Origin of the sequence: Sutcliffiella sp. NC1, assembly GCF_027594365.1 — a bacterium.
Classification (GTDB): Bacteria; Bacillota; Bacilli; order Bacillales; family Bacillaceae_I; genus Sutcliffiella; species Sutcliffiella cohnii.
Genome location: NZ_CP115153.1, coordinates 4,156,790 through 4,177,259 on the forward strand (window position 1 = coordinate 4,156,790; position 20,470 = coordinate 4,177,259).

Below are 20,470 nucleotides of genomic sequence, written 5' to 3' on the forward strand. Positions count from 1 at the left end.
CCCCTCTCACAGTTTATATTTTTATAATTTTCTGACTTTATTATATCAATAGTTTATGCTGCATTTATACTTTTATTTATTTCGCAAAAAAGCCATCCGCTTAAACTATCGGATGACTTTGATTACTTTATTTTGTTGTACTTAATTCCTCTACTCTCTTCTCCATACGAGCACGGTCGCGTTCAAGTACTGGTTTTAAATATCTTCCTGTGTATGATTCCTGTACTTCGGCTACTTGTTCGGGAGTACCAGTGGCGATGATTGTTCCACCTTTGTCTCCGCCTTCTGGGCCTAAGTCGATAATGTGGTCTACCGCTTTGATGACGTCTAAGTTATGCTCAATTACTAATACGGTATCTCCATTTTCTACAAGGCGCTGTAGCACGACAAGTAAACGAGAGATGTCATCTACGTGAAGTCCTGTAGTTGGTTCGTCTAAAATGTAGAGAGTACGGCCATTCGATCGACGGTGTAATTCGGAAGCCAGCTTGACACGCTGTGCTTCGCCCCCTGATAATGTTGTAGCAGGTTGGCCTAGTGTAATGTAACCAAGTCCTACATCGTATAGCGTCTGAACTTTTCGTTTAATTTTCGGATGATTTTCGAAAAACTCGACAGCTGCTTCTACTGTCATTTCTAATATATTTGAGATGTTTTTTCCTTTATATTGCACTTCAAGTGTTTCTCGGTTGTATCGTTTTCCATGGCAAACTTCACATGGAACGTAAACGTCTGGTAGAAAGTGCATTTCTATTTTAATAATTCCATCCCCGCGACAAGCTTCACAACGTCCGCCTTTTACATTAAAGCTAAAGCGCCCTTTTTTATAGCCACGAACTTTTGCTTCATTTGTAGAGGCAAATAAGTCACGAATGTCATCGAATACACCTGTATACGTTGCAGGGTTAGAGCGCGGCGTTCTACCAATTGGAGATTGGTCAATGTCGATTACTTTTTCTAATTGCTCCATCCCTTTTATTTGCTTATGTGTACCTGGTTTCGCTTTAGCCTTATGTAGCTGCTGAGCTAACGCTTTTTGGAGTATTTCATTTATTAATGTACTTTTACCAGATCCAGAAACACCTGTTACAGCTACGAAGCAACCTAAAGGAATATCTGCCGATACATTTTTCAAGTTATTTTCGTTCGCCCCAATTATTTGTAACTTTCGATCTTTTACGATTTTCCGCTCAAGTGGTAGTGGAATGAATTTTTTCCCTGATAGGTATTGACCGGTTAAGGAACTCGGATCATTCATCACTTCCTCAGGAGTGCCAGCAGAAATAACTTCCCCACCGTGAACACCTGCTCCTGGTCCGATATCGATTAAGTAATCTGCTGCTACCATCGTATCTTCATCGTGCTCAACGACAATTAACGTGTTTCCGATATCACGCATACTTTGTAGCGTAGAAATAAGCCGGTCGTTATCCCGTTGATGAAGTCCAATCGACGGTTCGTCCAAAATATATAGTACACCTGTTAGTCGCGAACCGATTTGGGTAGCAAGTCGAATACGTTGCGCTTCCCCACCTGATAGCGTACCGGCTGATCGACTTAATGTTAAATAATCGAGACCAACATTATTTAAAAAGCCTAGTCGCTCCACAATTTCTTGTAAAATCATATGGGCAATTTTTGCTTCTTTTTCTGTAAGTTGGATGTTTTCCGTTTGGTGTAATAAATCCTTAACAGAAAGCTTCGTTACTTCACCAATATGTAAGCCATTAATTAGGACAGCTAACGTTTCAGGTTTTAACCGATACCCTTTACAAGAAGGACAAGGATGTTCTGCCATATATTTTTCCATTTGCTCGCGGATGTAATCGGATGATGTTTCTTTGTAACGGCGAGCAACATTGTTTATAACACCTTCAAATACGATGTAATTTTCACGCACTTGCCCGAATTCATTCTCATAACGAAAATAAATCTGTTCCCCGTCACTACCGTAAAGAATTTTATCCATTAAATGCCCTGGAATTTCACTAACTGGAATATCCATATCAATTCCGTAATGATTACAAACACTTTCTAATAGTGTTGGGTAATATTGTGAACTAGTAGGTTCCCAAGGTGCGATAGCGTGTTGCTTTAAAGTTAAATCCTTATTTGGGATGACTAAATCAACATCTACCTCTAATTTGATCCCTAGTCCATCACATTTCGTACAGGCACCGAACGGAGAGTTAAATGAGAACATTCTTGGCTCTAATTCTCCAATTGAAAAGCCGCATTGAGGACAGGAATGTAACTCACTAAAAAGTAGTTCCTCTTCGCCAATAACGTCTACAAGTACTCTTCCTTCCCCAAGCTTCAAGGCAGATTCTAACGAGTCAGATAAACGCGTTTCCACGCCTTCCTTCACAACAACACGGTCTACAACTACTTCGATCGTATGCTTTTTGTTTTTTTCTAATTCAATATCATCTGTAATTTCTTGCATTTCACCGTCAACACGAATACGGACGTAGCCTTGCTTCTTAATATTTTCAAGTACTTTTACATGTTGACCTTTTTTCCCTTGAACAACAGGTGCTAATATTTGAAGTTTCGTACGCTCTGGATATTCGAGAATGCGGTCCACCATTTGTTCAATCGTTTGGGATGAAATTTCAATTCCATGCTTTGGACATGTTGGTCTACCAACTCTAGCGTATAAAAGACGTAAATAATCGTATATTTCTGTAACCGTTCCGACAGTCGAGCGCGGGTTGCGGCTTGTCGTCTTTTGGTCAATAGAAATCGCAGGTGATAGCCCTTCAATCGAATCAACATCCGGTTTATCCATTTGTCCTAAAAACTGACGAGCATAGGCAGATAAAGACTCAACATAACGACGCTGACCTTCTGCGTAAATCGTGTCAAAGGCTAAGGAAGATTTCCCAGAACCCGATAAACCTGTTATAACGACAAGTTTATCGCGCGGAATTGTTACATCTATGTTTTTTAAATTGTGGGCACGAGCCCCTTTTACTACTATATTGTCAATTGCCATCCTTCTATCATCCTTCTGCTTTTAGTTCTAATAGTAAGTCACGAAGCTCGGCTGCCCTTTCGAAGTCGAGATCTTTTGCCGCTTCTTTCATTTCTCGCTCTAGGCTTTCGATTAGTTCTTCGCGCTCTTTCTTCGTCTTTGGTAATGTTAACACCGCATCGTAATTCTCGGTTTCCTCTGCAGCAATCGTTGCACGAATAACATCGCGAATATCTTTTTGGATGGTCTTTGGTGTAATACCGTGTTTTTCGTTGTATTCTTGCTGAACTTCACGACGGCGTTTCGTTTCATCTATCGCAATTTTCATCGAGTTCGTTATTTTATCTGCATACATAATAACGTGACCACTTGCATTCCTTGCAGCACGTCCCATCGTCTGAATGAGAGATCGTTCTGAACGTAAGAAACCTTCCTTGTCAGCATCTAAAATAGCTACTAACGATACTTCTGGAATATCTAGTCCTTCTCTCAAAAGGTTAATTCCGACAAGAACGTCGTATTTACCCATGCGGAGTTCACGTATTATTTCAATTCGTTCTAACGTTTTTATTTCTGAATGTAAGTAAGCAACCTTTATACCTATGTCTTTTAAATACGCTGTTAAGTCTTCGGACATTTTTTTCGTTAATGTTGTAATAAGAACACGTTCGTTTTTCTCAATACGTTTATGTAATTCACCTAGTAGATCATCGATTTGACCATGAATTGGTCGCACCTCGACAGTCGGATCTAACAAGCCAGTCGGACGAATAATTTGCTCAACCATTTCCGGTGTATGCTCTAATTCGTACGGTCCTGGTGTTGCTGATACGAAAACAGCTTGACTCACCTTTTCTTCAAATTCTTCAAAACGAAGAGGACGGTTATCTTTCGCCGATGGTAAACGGAAGCCGTGGTCGACTAACACTTGTTTACGTGCTTGGTCGCCATTAAACATGCCACGAATTTGCGGTAATGTTACGTGCGACTCATCAATTACTAATAAGAAATCTTCTGGAAAGAAGTCGATTAATGTATATGGTGTAGAGCCTGAAGGACGTAACGTTAAATGACGTGAATAGTTTTCAATCCCTGAACAAAATCCCATTTCTCGCATCATTTCTAAGTCGTAACGAGTACGCTGTTCTAATCGTTGTGCTTCTAGTAGCTTGTTATTTTCACGTAATTCCGCAAGACGCTCTTCTAACTCCGCCTCAATATTCACAATCGCTTTTCGCATCTTTTCTTCACGAGTAACGAAGTGGGAAGCCGGAAAGATTGAAATATGATTGCGGTCTCCTAGTATTTCGCCTGTTAAAGAATCGACTTCTCGGATGCGATCAATTTCGTCACCGAAAAACTCAATTCGTACACAATGCTCATCACGAGATGCTGGGAAAATTTCCACTACATCTCCTCTCACCCGGAATGTACCACGGCGAAAGTCTATGTCATTACGATCGTATTGAATGTCGACTAAGTTTCGAAGTAATTCGTTTCTCTCTTTTTCCATTCCTACTCGTAGAGAAACGACTAAGTCGCGATATTCTTCTGGAGAACCTAAACCGTAAATACAAGAAACACTCGCAATGATGATAACATCGTTTCGCTCAAAGAGAGATGCCGTCGCTGAGTGGCGTAGTTTATCAATTTCGTCATTAATGCTTGCGTCTTTTTCAATAAATGTATCTGTGGAAGGCACGTACGCTTCTGGCTGATAGTAATCATAGTAGCTGACGAAATATTCGACTGCATTGTTTGGGAAAAACTCTTTAAATTCGCTATATAACTGACCAGCTAACGTTTTATTATGTGCGATAATTAACGTTGGCTTGTTTACTTCTTTAATAACGTTAGAAATGGTAAAAGTTTTACCTGTCCCAGTAGCTCCTAGTAATGTTTGATGCTTTTTACCATTATTAATTCCATCGACTAGTTCTTGAATTGCTCCTGGCTGGTCCCCCTGCGGTTGATACTTTGATACTAATTCAAACTCGTTTTGCACACATAAGCCTCCAATCCGTTCTTAAAATCTATATTATATCTTACCACAAAAGGTATAAAAAAACACAAAAAAGCGAACAAATATTCTATTTTTCTATTCGACATTTACTTTTCAATATGTAGGTCATTGATAGTAAGAGTTGCTGTTCTTATTTTGGAAAAGTAAAATGGTGTGGAAAGGTGGGATGAAGGTGAAAATTTGGAAAGTATCGATCCTTTTCTTTTTAATGGTCGCTTGCTCTAACAGTAGTATTCCAATAAAAGTGCTAGATTTGGACTATTTAGACGAAAGGGCGCTACATAATAGAGACGAAGAATTTTTATATAGTGAAATAGATGGTCTATATGTGCATGATTATATTAAACAAAATAAAGAGAAATCAGTACGCTGGACAGCTACTGTTCATCGAATACAAGATGAAAGAACGATAGAGCTGAAGGAGCCTTACTTACCTTCTATTCTCGTTACGTTTGAGAGAGCTATTGAAGAAGATATTCAAATTGGTGATGTAGTGACAATCCATGGAGTACTCATCGGTTACGGAGAAACGTTCGGTGCTGATCCGATATGGGTTGTCCGACCTGCAGAGCTTGTAGAGACAACCGAAGAGGAAGTACAGCAATTAGTAGAATATCAGGAAAAAGCTGCTGAAGTAGAGTGAAATATTGTAAATGTAGGCAGGAACAATCACTCCCGCCTACATGCCAGTTGTACGAAAACCAAATATAATAACCAATAACAGCCCGAAGAAGATTAAAACTAATAGAAGCTTTGGACGCTTCCATAAACGTTTCCTTCGCTTTGCCTTATCAATACGCTCTAACACTCTCGATTGGTCAATAGCAGAAAACAACGAATGGCTGGAAATGTATTCGTCCATATTCCGCTTAAATTTATCCTTGTCTAAAGGTTCTTTCATCTACGGTTCCTCCCTCTTCCAACATTTTGCGTAGCCTTTCTCTTCCTCGAACTAGTCTTGTTTTTACTGTATTTGCACTAATATGAAGCACGGTCGCTACTTCATCCACACTTAAATCTCGATAGTAATATAAAATAATAATTTCTCGGTATTTAATAGGCAATTGAAAAACATATGAGGCTACCTCATCATTTCTTTCTTTTAAAAGCACTTTTGATTCCACATCTTCCGACTGTACTGGCTGCAGTAATTGCAACACTCTATATTTAAAACTTCGCAAATAATCTTTACTTCGATTAATCGCAATTCGATAGATCCATGTTTTTAACTCACTCTCTCCTCTAAAAGAATCGAGGTGAAAATATACTTTTACAAACACTTCTTGAAAAAGGTCGTCTACTACATCGAAGTCCTTCACATACGTATAAATTAACCGTTTAACCTCTTCCCCGTACATCTCTAACGCCTCTTCAATGACTCGCCTTTTCTCTTCCTCCAACAAGGGATCTCCCCCTTCCCCATTCAACTATGCCCATTAGACGGTAGTAGCAGATTTCTAGTTTCAATTTTGAAGGTATTTTTTTGAAATGAAAACATGTTGCGTTGAAATCAACTAACTATTTAGGGTGTAGTTTGAAATAAAAATAGGGTAATTGCGGTTTTACATGACTTAAGTGTTTTAAACTGTGAGTGAAACGGAGCGGAAGCCACTTGACTCCTGCGGGAAGAAGAGGAATCGGGAGACCCCACAGGGCTTTAGCCCGAGGAGGCTCCCGTTTCTCCCCGCGGAAAGCAAGTGGCTGTAGCGAAGTGGAACGGACTATGTTTTAACACATCTCTATTTTAAAGATGTAAAGGGAAAACTAAATAAGAGAATGTAACATTAGATTACATCCTCTCACTTTAAATTTCTTATTACCCTTCTCCCATACAAAAAGCCGAAGAGTAAGGACATCATATCAATCGCAATAATGTACCATTCATCTGTATAACCTTTATAATACGAAGCAATAAGTAACGCTAAGGCTAAACCAGTGCCTACATATAGGTTGTACGTTACCCTCGTAAACAAAACAACTAATAATGCTGGCAAAAAGAGCGCAACAATTATTTTAATAGCTAACAATTCGAAAACCTCTTTCTATTCACTCGTACGTATATTATAACAGGTTTCCGATTATTTTCCTTACGCAAATGATAGTTCTAGCGAAGTTTCTACCACTCTACTTAAATTTTTATTTTTATTAGCTAGTTGTAAAGTATTTACGAATTGGAAAAGATCATCTTCTTCTTTCATGTTTTGAGTTTCATACATTACCATATACGTAAACTGTCCTTCTTTACTGTTCGGAATCCATTTATCAATTTTCGCCTTTAACGTGTACGGTTTATTTTTCACTGTAAATTGAAACTGTAAAAGAGTATCTGTTCCTTCTGGGAAATTAATGTTACTAATAATAATCATCCCTTGCATTGACAGCTTGTATAAAAAAATGGAGCACTTACCTGTTTCTATTTCCCGCCCATTCAATTGTAAAACTGTCATATGACCAGTTACATATTTACTGAGTTCCTTCATGATATTCACTTCTTTCAGCGTTCTTTTCCTTTATATCGACAGAATGCGCACTTTTTCAATATAAAAATAGAAAAAGGCTCTAAAACTACAGAGCCTTTTTTCACCTTATTCTTCATCTTGAGCCATAATATCAATAAGTTTGATTTTAGGGTTTTTATCTTGGAACCAGCGTAATGAGAAGTCGTTGTCGAATAGTGCAACATAATCGCCATTACGGTCTTTTACTAACATGTTACGGGAATCAAACAAGTTCGTATCGACTTTTTGATCTTCTAACCAACGAGGGATTTTCGATCCAATCATTTGGTATACAACTTCGACGTTGTATTCCCCTTTCATACGGTATTCAAATACATCTAACTGTAGCTGACCAACCGCACCTAAGATGTAATCGTCTGTTCCGTATTGACGGTATAATTGGATGGCACCTTCTTGAACGAGCTGCGTAATACCTTTCCCAAATTGCTTCCCTTTCATAACGTTTTTCGCTGTTACTTTTACGAAAAGCTCTGGAGCAAACGTTGGGATTTCATCAAACTCGACTTGTTGGTTTCCACTATATAAAGAGTCACCAATTTGATACACTCCTGGATCGTAAATACCGATAATATCACCTGGATAAGCGTGCTCTACTGTTTCACGGTCAGATGCTAAAAACTGTTGAGACTGCGTTAACTTAATCGCTTTATCAGTGCGACTAACTTTTACCGTCATTCCTCTTTCAAACACTCCGGAACAAACGCGTAGGAATGCTAGACGATCACGGTGAGCCGGATTCATGTTCGCTTGTATTTTGAAAATAAAGCCAGAAAACTGTTCAGATTGCGGCTTCACACTTTCCGCCACTGTTTGACGCGGTTGTGGCTCATTTGCAAGGTCGATAAACGTTCGGAAAAACATTTCTACACCGAAGTTCGCAATCGCACTTCCGAAAAAGACTGGTGTTTGAAGTCCATTCTTCACTTTTTCAATGGAAAAATCGTTTCCTGCCTCTTCTAACAGTTCAAAGTCATCTTTCGCTTGAACAAACGTTGGATGTTCTGAAATTTCTTTCACATCATCTAGCTCAGAAAAAGGAATATGTTGCTCTTCTTCTTTACCTTGCCAACGAATGAACACTTCATTGTAACGGTCATACACTCCTAAGAAGCGTTTCCCCATACCAACTGGCCAGTTCATCGCGTAAGACTCAATTCCTAACACTTCTTCAATTTCTTCTAACAGCTCTAACGGCTCTTTTCCTTCACGGTCTAACTTATTGATGAACGTAAAGATTGGAATACCACGCATACGACAAACTTTGAAAAGCTTAATCGTTTGAGGCTCCACACCTTTTGTACAGTCGATAATCATTACTGCACTATCTACTGCTGTTAATGTACGATACGTATCTTCACTGAAGTCTTCGTGTCCTGGAGTATCCAGAATATTAATATGACGGTCCATATATTCAAAACTCATAACACTGGAAGTTACCGAGATTCCACGTTTCTTCTCGATTTCCATCCAGTCAGACGTAGCAAATTTCCCTGATTTTTTACCTTTTACGGTACCCGCTGAACGAATAACGTTACCAAAAACTAATAATTTTTCTGTTAACGTTGTTTTTCCAGCATCCGGGTGAGAGATAATCGCAAACGTCCTACGACGATCTATTTCATTAGTTAAGTTGTTCACAAATTCAACCTGCCTCTTCTCATTTTTAGGAATAGAAATATTATAGCAGATATCATTTGTCCGAAGAAATAAAGTTTTTTCCTTTTTACGACTTGTGTATAATTAACAGCTATTTTGCGGACTTCTTTCCATATTATTCTGAATATTATCCACATTTCTTACCTAAATATGTTTAATGTACAAACTATTGTGTATAACTAGCAAAAATATTGTGAATATAAAATATTTTTCTCAACTACTAATCCACAGACCCTCCATTTTCGCCCTTATTTACTAACAATTGTGCATTTCTTTTGTGTTTTTGTGTATAAACACTTCGGTAATAGTGAATTAAACCTTTACAGTTGCCGGTATTTATCCACATTTATAGTAATTGTGTATAACTATTTATTTAATATTGATCATACACAGTTTTATAAACAAGTTGATCGAAAATGTGTATAATAGAAGAAACAGAGAGGAAAGGATGATACAGTATGGCAAAAAGTAAAGCAAAGAAATATCGTGAAAAGCTAGAACGAGAAGGAAAGCGTAATCCTGAAAACGGTCGTGGAGTGTATGCACTAGCGAACTTAACGACGAAGAAAACAAAAACAAAGCAAGAAAAACTTCAGCAATTATACAAAAAAGAACGACAATCCCGTTATCTAGATGATAGAGGTGAAAAGTCGTTCTTTTATTTTTGTTTAATTTCGTTGAAAAGCGCTTAATATTTTTTCAAAAATAGACTTTTTCAATTGGAAGTTTTCTAGCGTCGTTTCATAAAAAACGTATTGGGCTTTTCCGTTATTTTTAGCAGCGTACATCGCTTTATCAGCATTTTTCAGTAAAACTTCTATCTCTTCCCCATGTTCAGGAAATACACTGATCCCGATACTAGGAGTAACTTCTGTCTTGTTCCCATTTAAATCGTATCGCTCTGAAATTGCACTTACAATTCTTTCCGCAATCTTTCTAACGTCTTCATTATCCGTTTCTTCCAAAACGATAATAAATTCATCTCCACCAATTCTCGAAATTAGATCTTCTTCCCGCACACAATTTTCTAACCGGTAGGCTACTTCTTTTAGTAATAGGTCTCCAACATCATGCCCAAGTGTATCATTCACTTGTTTGAAGCCATCAAGGTCCATAAACAAAATCGTTAAATTATGATTATTTCTTTTTGCTCTAGCCTTTGCTCTTTTGAGATGATTATGGAGTAACAATCGGTTAGGTAAATTCGTTAAATTATCGTAATAGGCTAAATGTCTCAACTTATCTTCCAGCTGTTTTTGCTCCGATATATCTGTAACGGTTCCAACAATTTTTTGTACGTCCTGATGTTCATCATCATATAAAATGTTCGCATTCAGCGACACCCAACGCACTTCTTCGTTACTATCAATAATTCTATGCTGTAGGTTCGAGATACTCTTGCCTAAAAATAATTGTTCTAGTTTTTCACTCACTTTTTCTTTATCTTCTTGGTGAACAAGTTCTCTCCAAAGTATAAAGTTCGCCGAAAAGTCATCTTTCGTATACCCGCTTATTAGCTCGATTCCTTTCGATACACTCATTTTATTTTTTTTCGGATTGTAGGAAAAATACATTAAATGAAGGTTCTCATATATTTCATCAATCTCTTTTTTACTGCTTTCTAACAATCTGTTTTTATCATCCAACTGTTGCTTATTTACATTTAATTGATTCATGTAAAAAGAAATTCTATCAAACTGATTTCCTATGAACCAGGCCGGAATAAGCAATAAAAAAACACTTATATACTTTACCATTCTATTTAATTCAATATTTAATGCAACTATAAGTACAAAGGACAACAACAAAATTAACCATATACTTAGCGCAACAATTCTACCTTTATATTTCATTTTTGTTGCTCCTTTAAAAAATGATTTAAATGCAATATTACTATTATACGTTTTGTAAAATTTATTTTAAATGAATTATACTTTTGGAATTTTTCCCATTCCGCATTGCATTTTTCTGAATAAAAAAGACAATCACACTGGATATGTGATTGCCCATCTATTAAACAAACCATACAAGATATATTCCGAGAGCCGCAAATGATAAAATAATAACAACTGTATAAATTAACGATAAATTAATGCTATTTCTTTTTGCAGCACCACGATAGTTTTCATCACTCTTTCCACCTAACATCAATGTCGCAATTGCAGATCCCACTCCGATAAGCAATGCTACCACAATGGCAATTTCCATTTTTCCGAAAACCTCCTTAACCATTTGCAATGAATACCTTTACATCTAGATTATCATAATTACCATAAATATGTTATCTACAATTACAACATAAATATGGCAGAAATATCTTAAATGAAAGAAAAGATTTCCTTTTCAAAAAAAGCAAACTTTTAATATTCCTTTTCTGTTAAAGGGTTAGTAGTCTCATAAATTAGCTGTTCCAACTCTTGTTTATACTCTTTGTACTGCTCATCTGTCCATCGGAACACTTTTTTCATAAATATTGTAACAGAATTCTTATGCTCAAGTACCCAACGAATATTAAAGAAGATTGCCCCAGTGCGTCTAATGAAGAAGTCACTCGGTGTAAATGCCAGCTCATAATCGATACTATATTTTAAGCAAGCATAAACAACTGGATCAAGTCCTTCCTCTTTAGCCTTTTCTTTCTCTTTTTTGTAAATGTTAAAAACTATATCTACATTAGATCCGTAGCGGTAAATTAGTTGTTCTGCAATTTCTTCGCTAAAACCAATATTCTTTACTTCCATCCGCTTTAGAGTAATAAATTTTTTAAATCCTTCCGAACCACCTACATCCCCACCGGAGATTGGTAAGGACTTCGTACTAGCATTCGGAAAGCTAATTCCTTCTTCTTTATGAATTTGCCTAGCAACTACATCTACTATTTGTTCGGCCATTTTCCGATACCCTGTTAATTTACCTCCTGCAATGGAAATAAAATTAGATTCCGAGATAAATATTTCATCCCGCCGAGAAATTTCAGATGGAGATTTTCCATCTTCATGAATTAACGGTCTAAGCCCAGCCCAGCTTGATTCAACATCATTAGCTGATATTTTTACGTCAGGAAACATAAAGTCAATCGCTGTTAAAACATAATCACGGTCTTCAACTGTAACTTTCGGATGAGCAATGTCCCCTTTATATACTGTGTCTGTCGTACCTACGTAAGTTTTTCCGTCTCTCGGAACAGCAAAGATCATCCTCCCATCCTTTGTATCAAAATAAATAGCCTGCTTGAGCGGAAACCTTTTTCCATCAAACACTAAATGAATTCCTTTCGTTAATTGCAACGTTTTCCCTTTTTTTGACTTATCCATTTCTCTTAACGTATCGACCCATGGACCTGCCGCGTTCACCGTTTTTTTCGCACGTATTTCTACTATAGACCCATCTATTAAGTCTTCCGCTTTCACACCAACTACTTTATTATTTTCGTAAACTAATGCAACAACCTGCATATAATTAAGAGCTTGTGCTCCCATTTCTACTGCCTTTTTTATCACTTCAAGCGTTAGACGGGCATCATCTGTTTTATATTCCACATACAAACCCGCCCCCTTCAGACCAGACCGTTTTAATAGGGGTTCTCGTGCTATTGCAACTTCAGGCTTTAACATCTTTCTTCGTTCACTTTTTTTAACACCAGCTAAAAAATCATACACTTTCAATCCGATACTCGTTGTGAGAGGGCCAAACGTTCCACCTTTGTAGAACGGTAACATCATCCATTCCGGTGTTGTGACATGTGGGCCATTTTCATACACAATCGCCCGCTCTTTCCCAACTTCTGCAACAACTCCGATTTCGAATTGTTTTAAATACCGTAACCCACCATGGACAAGTTTTGTTGATCGGCTCGATGTGCCCGCAGCGAAGTCTTGCATTTCCACAACGGCAACCTTCATTCCCCTCGTAGCTGCATCTAAAGCAATGCCAGCACCAGTAATTCCACCACCAATAACTAGTAGATCTAACGGTTCACTTTGCATTTTTTTCTTTATTTCTACTCTATTTACATTAGAAAATTGCATCATAATCGTTCCTTTCATAATAGCAATATATTATTCAAGACAACTGTTTAGCACTCACTTTAAAAATCTAGCAATGAAAGGCGAAAGATAACAAAAAAAGAGACCACAAATCAACTCTATTTTCGTTTCCGAAAAGTAGAGTGATGTGGTCTCTCGAGTTCTCCGCCCAAATTATTAACTTAGTTTCATTATAACAATATTCTAAAAAAATATAAAGCAATGAATCATCTATTACCAAAGATTCCTATTGGAGGTCGTAACAGCAATGGCACCACTTTTTAAAGAATGCTGCACATCCTCTTCTGTACGGATTAATCCACCCGCTATTAGGGGAATGCCTGTTTTTTCGATAATTTCTTTATTAACACTCGGTATAATTCCGGGAAGTACTTCTATGTAGTCCGGCTGAACTTTTTTGCATAGCTTTAAATTATGATCAAGTGCATGACTATCTAAGGCGAATAACCGTTGGATTCCAATTACTTGGTGCTTTTTTGCAAAAGCTATAACGTTCGCTCTCGTTGAAATAATTCCATCTATTTTCACGTTATTAATTAAATACTCTAGTCCATATTCATCCACTTTTAATCCTTGAATGAGATCGGCATGCATCAATACTTTTTTGTTATGCTGTTTCGCATGCTTCACGATACTGTCTACTTGGGAAAGTCGTGTTTCTAAAAATATAATATGCTCATGGTCTTTTTTTAGCACATATTCAAAGTCCTTTATATTACGGATAGCAGGGATAACAGTAGGAAACAATTGACCACCTCTACATGGTAATTTTCTTCTATCTTATCATGAGAAGTGCAAATAGTATTACTTAAACGTTCTTTTTTACATGCACATAACAAAAATTTAATACAAGAAAAAACTACTTAGACTAATGCTAAGTAGTTTTTTATATTGTTACACCGCTTCTTTTTTCCATCTCTTCCCCTCTTGAACGAGTAAGAAACCTAATTCGTGGTGTTCTCCTTCGTATAGGGCACGTTGTTCAAAACGGAGTTCGTTATTTTCGTCAAGTACTTGTAGTTTACAAAAAGCTCGATTCGATTGTAATGCTTCATAATATTGTTGTACAGATGACACTGTCATGCCGTTTACTTTTAAAATAATTTCACCAATTTCTACATTCATTTTCTCCGCTACACTACTTGGAATAATACCAAGCACAATTAACCCTTTGTCGCGATGAACGAAAATAGGTGGGGCTTCTTCTTCTCTTTTCCTACCCATATAAGTAATCCATTCTTTTCCTACAATTGCTAAAATAACTGCAGCTAATGTTAACCATTCTACCCATATAGTACCAACTGCTAGTAGAAATAATACAATCCCTAATGCAAAGATTTGTCTACCTGTAAGAGCAAAGGCTTGTTTCGGTACAGCAGTATACGATCGTTGCGAGAAACCTAATGCAAACGGAACAATCCAAAGAGAGAAAGTTTGTTCTCCGTAAGAAAATACTGGCCACCATTCGACTGTTGATTGAAGGCCTGTCCCAGGTAAAAATAAAAATAACGGAATGAGCCATACTCGACTAGTTTCATGCGCTCCGACTGGTAAACCACGCTTACTTTTCTCTAGTTGCGGCGTCGTCAAACGGGACCCTTGCTTCCAAATTAACAACCCTTCTACGATCACAAACGTAGCTAAAAGGAACGTTATGCTCGGAATATGAGTCGTCGCCATTGATTGAATTTGATCATCAATTAATGATACGCCTGTAGTAAATTGAGGCAACACTAAAATAGCTAGTATTGTTACTCCAAATATAAAGCTTGCCGATAGCCATTTTGGCCTTAATGTGAGAGCTAAAAGGACAGTAATAATACTAATAAAAAATATTGTACTGAACGGTATGATTACTCCTAGACCTATCGTGAAAATAGAGAGAGCTAATCCCATCAGCATAGGTTGAATGGCAAATCGAAGCTCATGAAAAATATCATATACTCTTATATGGAAGTCATATCGCTCTCTTTTTATCCGCATATAACCAAGGAGTAATGCTACAGCAACAATAACGTAAGGTACAGGATGGATAAAAAAACGACCAATTGCTTTTAATAATTCAATTCCCCAAGCCTCAAACACATTTACACCGCCTATTCAGCTCATTTTACTCTTTATTTTATCATAGAAAAGGCGATAAGAAGTATAGAAAATTTCCACAACTAACAAAGGTACGAAACTTTTCACCTGTTTTTTCGTAGTTAGGATGTGAAAATATTAACATAAGCAAAAAAGAGGTGCCCGATTATAAGTGAATGAACACTTATATCGGACAACCTCTTTTATTAACGACCTAAAACTTTAATTGCTTCTTGGAGTTGAGCATCATTTTCTTCTGCACGAACTGCCTCTAGTAAGTCCGTTTGGATCAATTCTGCTGTTTCACTATTGACCTTTCCAGTAACGGAAATGCCTTTATCCTTTTGGAATTGACGGATTACTTCTTCAGTTTGCTTACTGAAATAGCCATCCGCACGACCAGGCTCTAGTCCTAATCCTTGAAGCATCACTTGCACATTTTTTACTTTTTCATTGTTAGAATCAAACACTAACTCTTCTCCGTCTTCTAACACAATTGGACTAGCGTAAAAATAGTCAGGTTGACGTACTTCTATTGTAGGCGTAACTCCATCGTTATGAATCCAGTTACCATCTGGAGTTAACCATTTGTAACGCGTTAATTTTATGTTACTACCATCCGTAAATGGAACTGCTTGCTGTACCGTTCCTTTACCAAATGAAGCTTCACCAATAATGTCGTATCCTCCAGCTTCTTTTAAAGCACCTGCTAAAATTTCAGAAGCGGAAGCACTACCTTTATCAATTAGTGCTACGATTGGATACGATTTTTCTTCAGTTAAAGAGGAGAAATATCTCTGCTTCTCGCCGTTTCGTTGTTCTATTTGAACATACGGTTTATCTTTCGTAATAAACTCTGATGAAATCGTCTGAACTTGATCTAACAGCCCACCTGGATTTCCACGAACATCAATGATTAATCCATCAATACCACTGTTTTCTAGTTCATTAAGTTGATCTTGGAAATCAGCCGACGTTTCTTGGGCAAAAGAAGTAATTTGAATGTATCCTACCGTTTTCCCATCTTGCTCAAACGTTTTCGAATAAACGGTATCTAACGGAATCGTATCTCTCGTTACGTTTACAACAAACGATTCATTTACTCCTGGTCGTTCCACTTCTAGTTTAACGACCGTGCCTTTTTCACCACGAATTTTTAACACTGCTTGGTATAAATCTAAGCCGGCAATGTCTTCATCATCTACTTTTATAATTTGATCATTTGGCTGTAACCCTGCCTTTTCAGCCGGAGAATCACGAAATGGAGAAATAATCGTTACTTTTCCATTTTGCATACCCACCTCTGCACCAATTCCTTCAAAAGAAGACTCTAATGATTGTGTAAATTGTTCTGCCGTATCTTTATCCATATATGTAGAATAAGGATCTTCTAACGTGCTAACCATCCCTTGAATAGCACCTTCAATTAGTTCCATTTGGTCGACTTGCTCGACGTACTCTGTTGAAATTAATTCAAACGCTTGTTGAATTTTTTTCATTTGCTCATCAACATTAATGACTACTTCTTTCTCTTTTTTTGCATTTGAATTTTCATTTGAAGAATTTGGTGAAGTAGTTGTTGATACAGGTGAATCTCCAAAAACTTGGAGTCCAACGTACATTGCGCCGGCACCTAATAAAAGTGAAAGCACCATTACGGCGGTCACTAATTTACGATTCATCCGAAAAACCCCCTGCATTTTTTAAGTCTCGTTTCGTTCATACTATGTAGAAAAGAAAACGGCGATGCCTTAAGTTACAGCAACTTACAAGTGCGCAATATGACGCAAAATCGAATTTCTACACTTCCATTTAAAGACTATTGTAACATAGTCATATAGCAAAACGAAAAGTTGAGCCTATCATTTACTTGTGGAAATATGTGTAGAAAAGGCATTACACGTTTAAAGTGTAATGCCTTAATTAATAACTAGTATATGAAAAGCTTGTACATTTTATGCAAATTAGAAATTAATGTAATTTCTCGGATTTACAGCGTTAACACGCGGGAACTGATAAGGTCCTTTGTGTAATTCAAAGTGTAAGTGTGGTCCAGTAGAATGACCTGTATTCCCCATCATGCCGAGGTACTGACCTTTTTCTACATATTGACCTTCACCAACTGCACGGTTTTCTAAGTGGGCGTAAACCGTAGTCCAAACTTGTCCATCAATATTATGAGTAATAAATACAGCATTACCGTATGATGGTGTATAGCTTGAACGGAATACTGTACCAGATGCTGCTGCAACAATAGGAACATCTTCTTTTCTACCGTTTTTACCGATATCGATACCGTAGTGGAACGTTCCCCAACGTGGGCCAAATTCTGATGTTACACGCCCTGTAGCTGGTCTCATAAAGTTACCACTAGTTACTGCAGGGGCTGGTGCTGTACCAGTTGAATTATTACCACTTGAGCTTCCTCCGTTATTACTATTACTAGAAGCTTGTTTTGCTTGCTCTGCTTCACGGCGTTTGCGCTCTTCTTCTTCACGCTTTTTACGTTCTTCTTCTGCTTTTATTTGCGATTGAATCGCTCTTTCTTGTGCTCTTAAGAATGCAGCTTCATCTTCAATTTCATGAATTTCATGCATCGCTTCTTGTTCTTGTTTCTTTAATTTATCCATAATTTTTGCTTTTTCCGCAATTTGACCTTCTAGACTCTTCTCTAAGCCTTCTAGCTCTGTTAATTGCGTTTCTAAGTTAGAAAGTTTACTACGTAGTTCTAATTCTTTATCTTCTAAAAGCTTTAAGTCATCTTCATGTGCTTGGACGATATCTCTGTCAGCTTGCAAAATAAGGGCAACTGCATTTACACGGTCAATAAAGTCACTAAAGCTTTGCGCTCCTAAAACTACATCAATATAGTTAATAGCGCCTCCACCTGTTTGGAACGTACGCGCTCTGTCTTCTAACAATGCAGTACGACGTTCAATTCTTTCCATTAATGCTTCAATTTCTTTCTTTAACTGTTCAATATCTTGACGAGTCGTTTCAATTTCATCTTTTTTCGTACGGATTTTAGCCTTCGTTTCTTCCACCGCTTTGTCTAAACGAGTAATTTCCGCTTCAGTTTGAGCTTGTTCTGCTTGTAATTTGTTCACTTCTTCTTGTTTTTCATTTAAAGAAGATTCAAGATTTGATTGAGCTTCCTTATTTTCGTTAAGTTTTTCTTGCAACCCATTTGCGAATGTTGTATCTGAGTAGTTCGTTGAAAATACAACAGATAAACCGATGACCGCTGCAATAATACCTATGCCGATTTTCCTTCTCATTTTGATCCTCCTCAAACGTTTATGTATACGAGGAGGTATAACCCTCCTCAAAAAGACGAGCATTTCATGTTTTCCTTAATCGTTTTAAGGGAACACTATTTATATAGCAATCTACTAATACTCGACTATTTTATACTTTTAAAAACTTACGGACAGACATCATACTACCCCAAATTCCGATAAACGCACCGATAGCAACTAAAATGCCTACAACTTGGAATGCGAACGGGAAGAAAGGTAAGAATTGTAAAAATTGAGATGTTACTTTTGGTTGAACTAGATCAATGAGGTAATAATACGATGTTAAAATAATCGCAATTGGTAAAAATGCACCAAGAACACCTAACCAAAGACCTTCTAGGAAAAACGGCCAGCGGATAAACCAATTTGTTGCCCCTACTAGTTTCATAATTTCAATTTCTTTTCTTCTTGCAAAAATAGTTATTTTAATAGTGTTAGATATTAGGAACATCGCCGTAAATACTAACCCTAAAATTAATGCGAGTCCGATGTTACGAGCTATATTAAAGATTTGGAAGAGCCTTTCCACCGTTTCTTGACCAAACACTACTTTCGCAACATTGTCAAAGCCCTCAATTTGTTTTGCTACATCAAAGGTATCTTGTGGAGTCTTTGTTTTGACAATAAACACATCATATAGTGGATTACTTTGTTCAAAAAGGTCTAAAATAGCGCCATCTTCACCAAAGCTATCCTTTAAACTTTCTAATTCACTATCTTTAGATGAAAATACAACAGATTCAGCTTTCGAAACTTTTTCTAAATCTGCTTGTAATTGATTTTGCTCTTCTTCTGTTGCTGTCATTTCTATATAAACTTTAATTTCAACGTCTTGTTCAATTTCCTTCGCCACGTTATTTAAGTTCATCATAATAACGAGGAATACACCGACTAATAGTAGCGTTACAGTAACGGCACTAATGGATGCAAATGTCATCCAACCATTACGAGCTAAACTTTTGAAACTTTCTCTGAAATGTCGGAGTAATGTTCTAGGCTTCATAGCCATAATCCCCCTTCACTTCGTCTCTAGCAATTTTTCCGTATTCTATTGCAATAACACGTCTTTTCATCGTGTTAACAATCTCTTTGTTATGTGTTGCCATCACAATCGTCGTGCCTCGTTCATTAATTTCTTCGAACAACTTCATAATTTCCCATGAAGTATCAGGATCTAAATTCCCGGTAGGTTCATCGGCAATCATTACTTTCGGGTTATTAACGATAGATCGCGCGATAGATACACGCTGCTGTTCTCCACCTGAAAGTTCATTTGGGAAGGCTCTCGCTTTATGCTTTAGCTTTACTAAATCTAGTACTTCCATGACACGTTTTTTAATACTTTTTGGCGTTTCTTCAATAACTTCTAGCGCAAATGCTACATTTTCATAAACTGTTAGTTGTGGTAACAGTTTAAAATCTTGGAACACGACGCCTATTTTTCTACGTAATAATGGAACGTGGCGCTCTTTTAGCTTAGATAAATCGATTCCGTCAATAATAATGGAACCGCTTGTCGGCTTTTCTTCGCGGTACATCATTTTAATAAATGTTGATTTCCCTGCACCACTAGGTCCTACGACGTAAGCAAATTCGCCTGCTTTAAATGTTATATCTATACCATTAACTGCTTGTACACCATTTGAATATTTTTTAAATACATTATGCATTTCAATCATGTAATCACCTTTTTAGTAGAAAATGTATTTTCTCTATATCAATCCATTGTCTTCTCTATATTAATCCATTGTCTTAAACGGCAAGTATCCTCAATCTCAAAATTGTTCAGACTCATTATAACATCATATTCCGACAAAAAGAGCATTATTTATATTACATTTTCTTTTCAATTTAAAACGATTATTGGG

Annotated in this window: 18 protein-coding genes; 2 read left to right on the forward strand and 16 right to left on the reverse strand. The window is 37.1% G+C overall.

Annotation, left to right across the window (positions count from 1 at the left end):
- Positions 1-127 precede the first annotated feature (127 nt).
- Positions 128-2,998 (reverse strand): excinuclease ABC subunit UvrA, encoded by a 2,871-nt coding sequence (gene uvrA, locus O1A01_RS21730; RefSeq protein ID WP_270064956.1) that lies wholly within the window; start codon positions 2,996-2,998, stop codon positions 128-130.
- A 7-nt stretch (positions 2,999-3,005) separates the two neighbouring features.
- Positions 3,006-4,982, reverse strand: a complete 1,977-nt coding sequence (gene uvrB, locus O1A01_RS21735) for an excinuclease ABC subunit UvrB (protein ID WP_270064957.1) — start codon at positions 4,980-4,982, stop codon at positions 3,006-3,008.
- Positions 4,983-5,172: 190 nt separating this feature from the next.
- Here uvrB and O1A01_RS21740 point away from each other — a divergent pair, with 190 nt between their 5' ends.
- Positions 5,173-5,643 carry a hypothetical protein gene (locus tag O1A01_RS21740; RefSeq protein WP_270064958.1) on the forward strand — a complete coding sequence of 157 codons (471 nt, stop codon included), beginning with the start codon at positions 5,173-5,175 and terminating at the stop codon, positions 5,641-5,643.
- A gap of 36 nt (positions 5,644-5,679) precedes the next feature.
- Here the strand turns inward: O1A01_RS21740 and O1A01_RS21745 are convergent, their stop codons facing one another.
- From O1A01_RS21745 to O1A01_RS21765, 5 genes are all read right to left on the reverse strand, one after another.
- Entirely contained in the window at positions 5,680-5,901 is a 222-nt protein-coding gene (locus O1A01_RS21745; RefSeq protein WP_270064959.1) for a hypothetical protein, read from the reverse strand.
- Positions 5,876-6,403, reverse strand: a complete 528-nt coding sequence (locus tag O1A01_RS21750) for a sigma-70 family RNA polymerase sigma factor (protein WP_270064960.1) — start codon at positions 6,401-6,403, stop codon at positions 5,876-5,878. The genes O1A01_RS21745 and O1A01_RS21750 overlap by 26 nt, the downstream gene beginning before the upstream one ends.
- Before the next feature lie 396 nt (positions 6,404-6,799).
- On the reverse strand, positions 6,800-7,018 hold the full coding sequence (locus O1A01_RS21755; RefSeq protein WP_270066449.1) for a CsbA family protein: 219 nt from the start codon (positions 7,016-7,018) through the stop codon (positions 6,800-6,802).
- A 69-nt stretch (positions 7,019-7,087) separates the two neighbouring features.
- On the reverse strand, positions 7,088-7,480 hold the full coding sequence (locus O1A01_RS21760; RefSeq protein WP_066420399.1) for a hypothetical protein: 393 nt from the start codon (positions 7,478-7,480) through the stop codon (positions 7,088-7,090).
- A gap of 105 nt (positions 7,481-7,585) precedes the next feature.
- Positions 7,586-9,157 carry a peptide chain release factor 3 gene (locus tag O1A01_RS21765; RefSeq protein WP_066420398.1) on the reverse strand — a complete coding sequence of 524 codons (1,572 nt, stop codon included), beginning with the start codon at positions 9,155-9,157 and terminating at the stop codon, positions 7,586-7,588.
- Positions 9,158-9,633: 476 nt separating this feature from the next.
- Here O1A01_RS21765 and O1A01_RS21770 point away from each other — a divergent pair, with 476 nt between their 5' ends.
- Positions 9,634-9,867, forward strand: coding sequence for a hypothetical protein (locus O1A01_RS21770; RefSeq protein WP_270064961.1), 234 nt, complete (start codon positions 9,634-9,636; stop codon positions 9,865-9,867).
- Here O1A01_RS21770 and O1A01_RS21775 read toward each other — a convergent pair.
- The 9 genes from O1A01_RS21775 to ftsE form a co-directional block, all read right to left on the reverse strand.
- Positions 9,844-11,028, reverse strand: a complete 1,185-nt coding sequence (locus O1A01_RS21775; RefSeq protein ID WP_270064962.1) for a sensor domain-containing diguanylate cyclase — start codon at positions 11,026-11,028, stop codon at positions 9,844-9,846. The genes O1A01_RS21770 and O1A01_RS21775 overlap by 24 nt on opposite strands.
- 160 nt (positions 11,029-11,188) lie before the next feature.
- Complete coding sequence (locus tag O1A01_RS21780; RefSeq protein WP_066420396.1) at positions 11,189-11,383, reverse strand: hypothetical protein; 195 nt, start codon at positions 11,381-11,383, stop codon at positions 11,189-11,191.
- A 152-nt stretch (positions 11,384-11,535) separates the two neighbouring features.
- Positions 11,536-13,203 carry a glycerol-3-phosphate dehydrogenase/oxidase gene (locus O1A01_RS21785; protein WP_270066450.1) on the reverse strand — a complete coding sequence of 556 codons (1,668 nt, stop codon included), beginning with the start codon at positions 13,201-13,203 and terminating at the stop codon, positions 11,536-11,538.
- 231 nt (positions 13,204-13,434) lie between these two features.
- Positions 13,435-13,968: a glycerol-3-phosphate responsive antiterminator gene (locus O1A01_RS21790; RefSeq protein WP_270064963.1), complete on the reverse strand. Its 534-nt coding sequence runs from the start codon at positions 13,966-13,968 to the stop codon at positions 13,435-13,437.
- 147 nt (positions 13,969-14,115) lie between these two features.
- A complete protein-coding gene (locus tag O1A01_RS21795) occupies positions 14,116-15,306 on the reverse strand; it encodes a PDZ domain-containing protein (RefSeq protein WP_270064964.1) in 1,191 nt (396 codons plus the stop codon).
- A gap of 203 nt (positions 15,307-15,509) precedes the next feature.
- Positions 15,510-16,985, reverse strand: a complete 1,476-nt coding sequence (locus O1A01_RS21800; RefSeq protein WP_270064965.1) for a S41 family peptidase — start codon at positions 16,983-16,985, stop codon at positions 15,510-15,512.
- A 282-nt stretch (positions 16,986-17,267) separates the two neighbouring features.
- The gene (locus tag O1A01_RS21805; protein ID WP_270064966.1) at positions 17,268-18,581 is read right to left on the reverse strand and encodes a murein hydrolase activator EnvC family protein; all 1,314 of its coding nucleotides are present in this window, start codon (positions 18,579-18,581) and stop codon (positions 17,268-17,270) included.
- Between the two features lie 130 nt (positions 18,582-18,711).
- The gene (gene ftsX / locus O1A01_RS21810; RefSeq protein ID WP_066420380.1) at positions 18,712-19,605 is read right to left on the reverse strand and encodes a permease-like cell division protein FtsX; all 894 of its coding nucleotides are present in this window, start codon (positions 19,603-19,605) and stop codon (positions 18,712-18,714) included.
- Positions 19,595-20,281, reverse strand: coding sequence for a cell division ATP-binding protein FtsE (gene ftsE / locus O1A01_RS21815; RefSeq protein ID WP_066420378.1), 687 nt, complete (start codon positions 20,279-20,281; stop codon positions 19,595-19,597). The genes ftsX and ftsE overlap by 11 nt, the downstream gene beginning before the upstream one ends.
- Positions 20,282-20,470 lie beyond the last annotated feature (189 nt).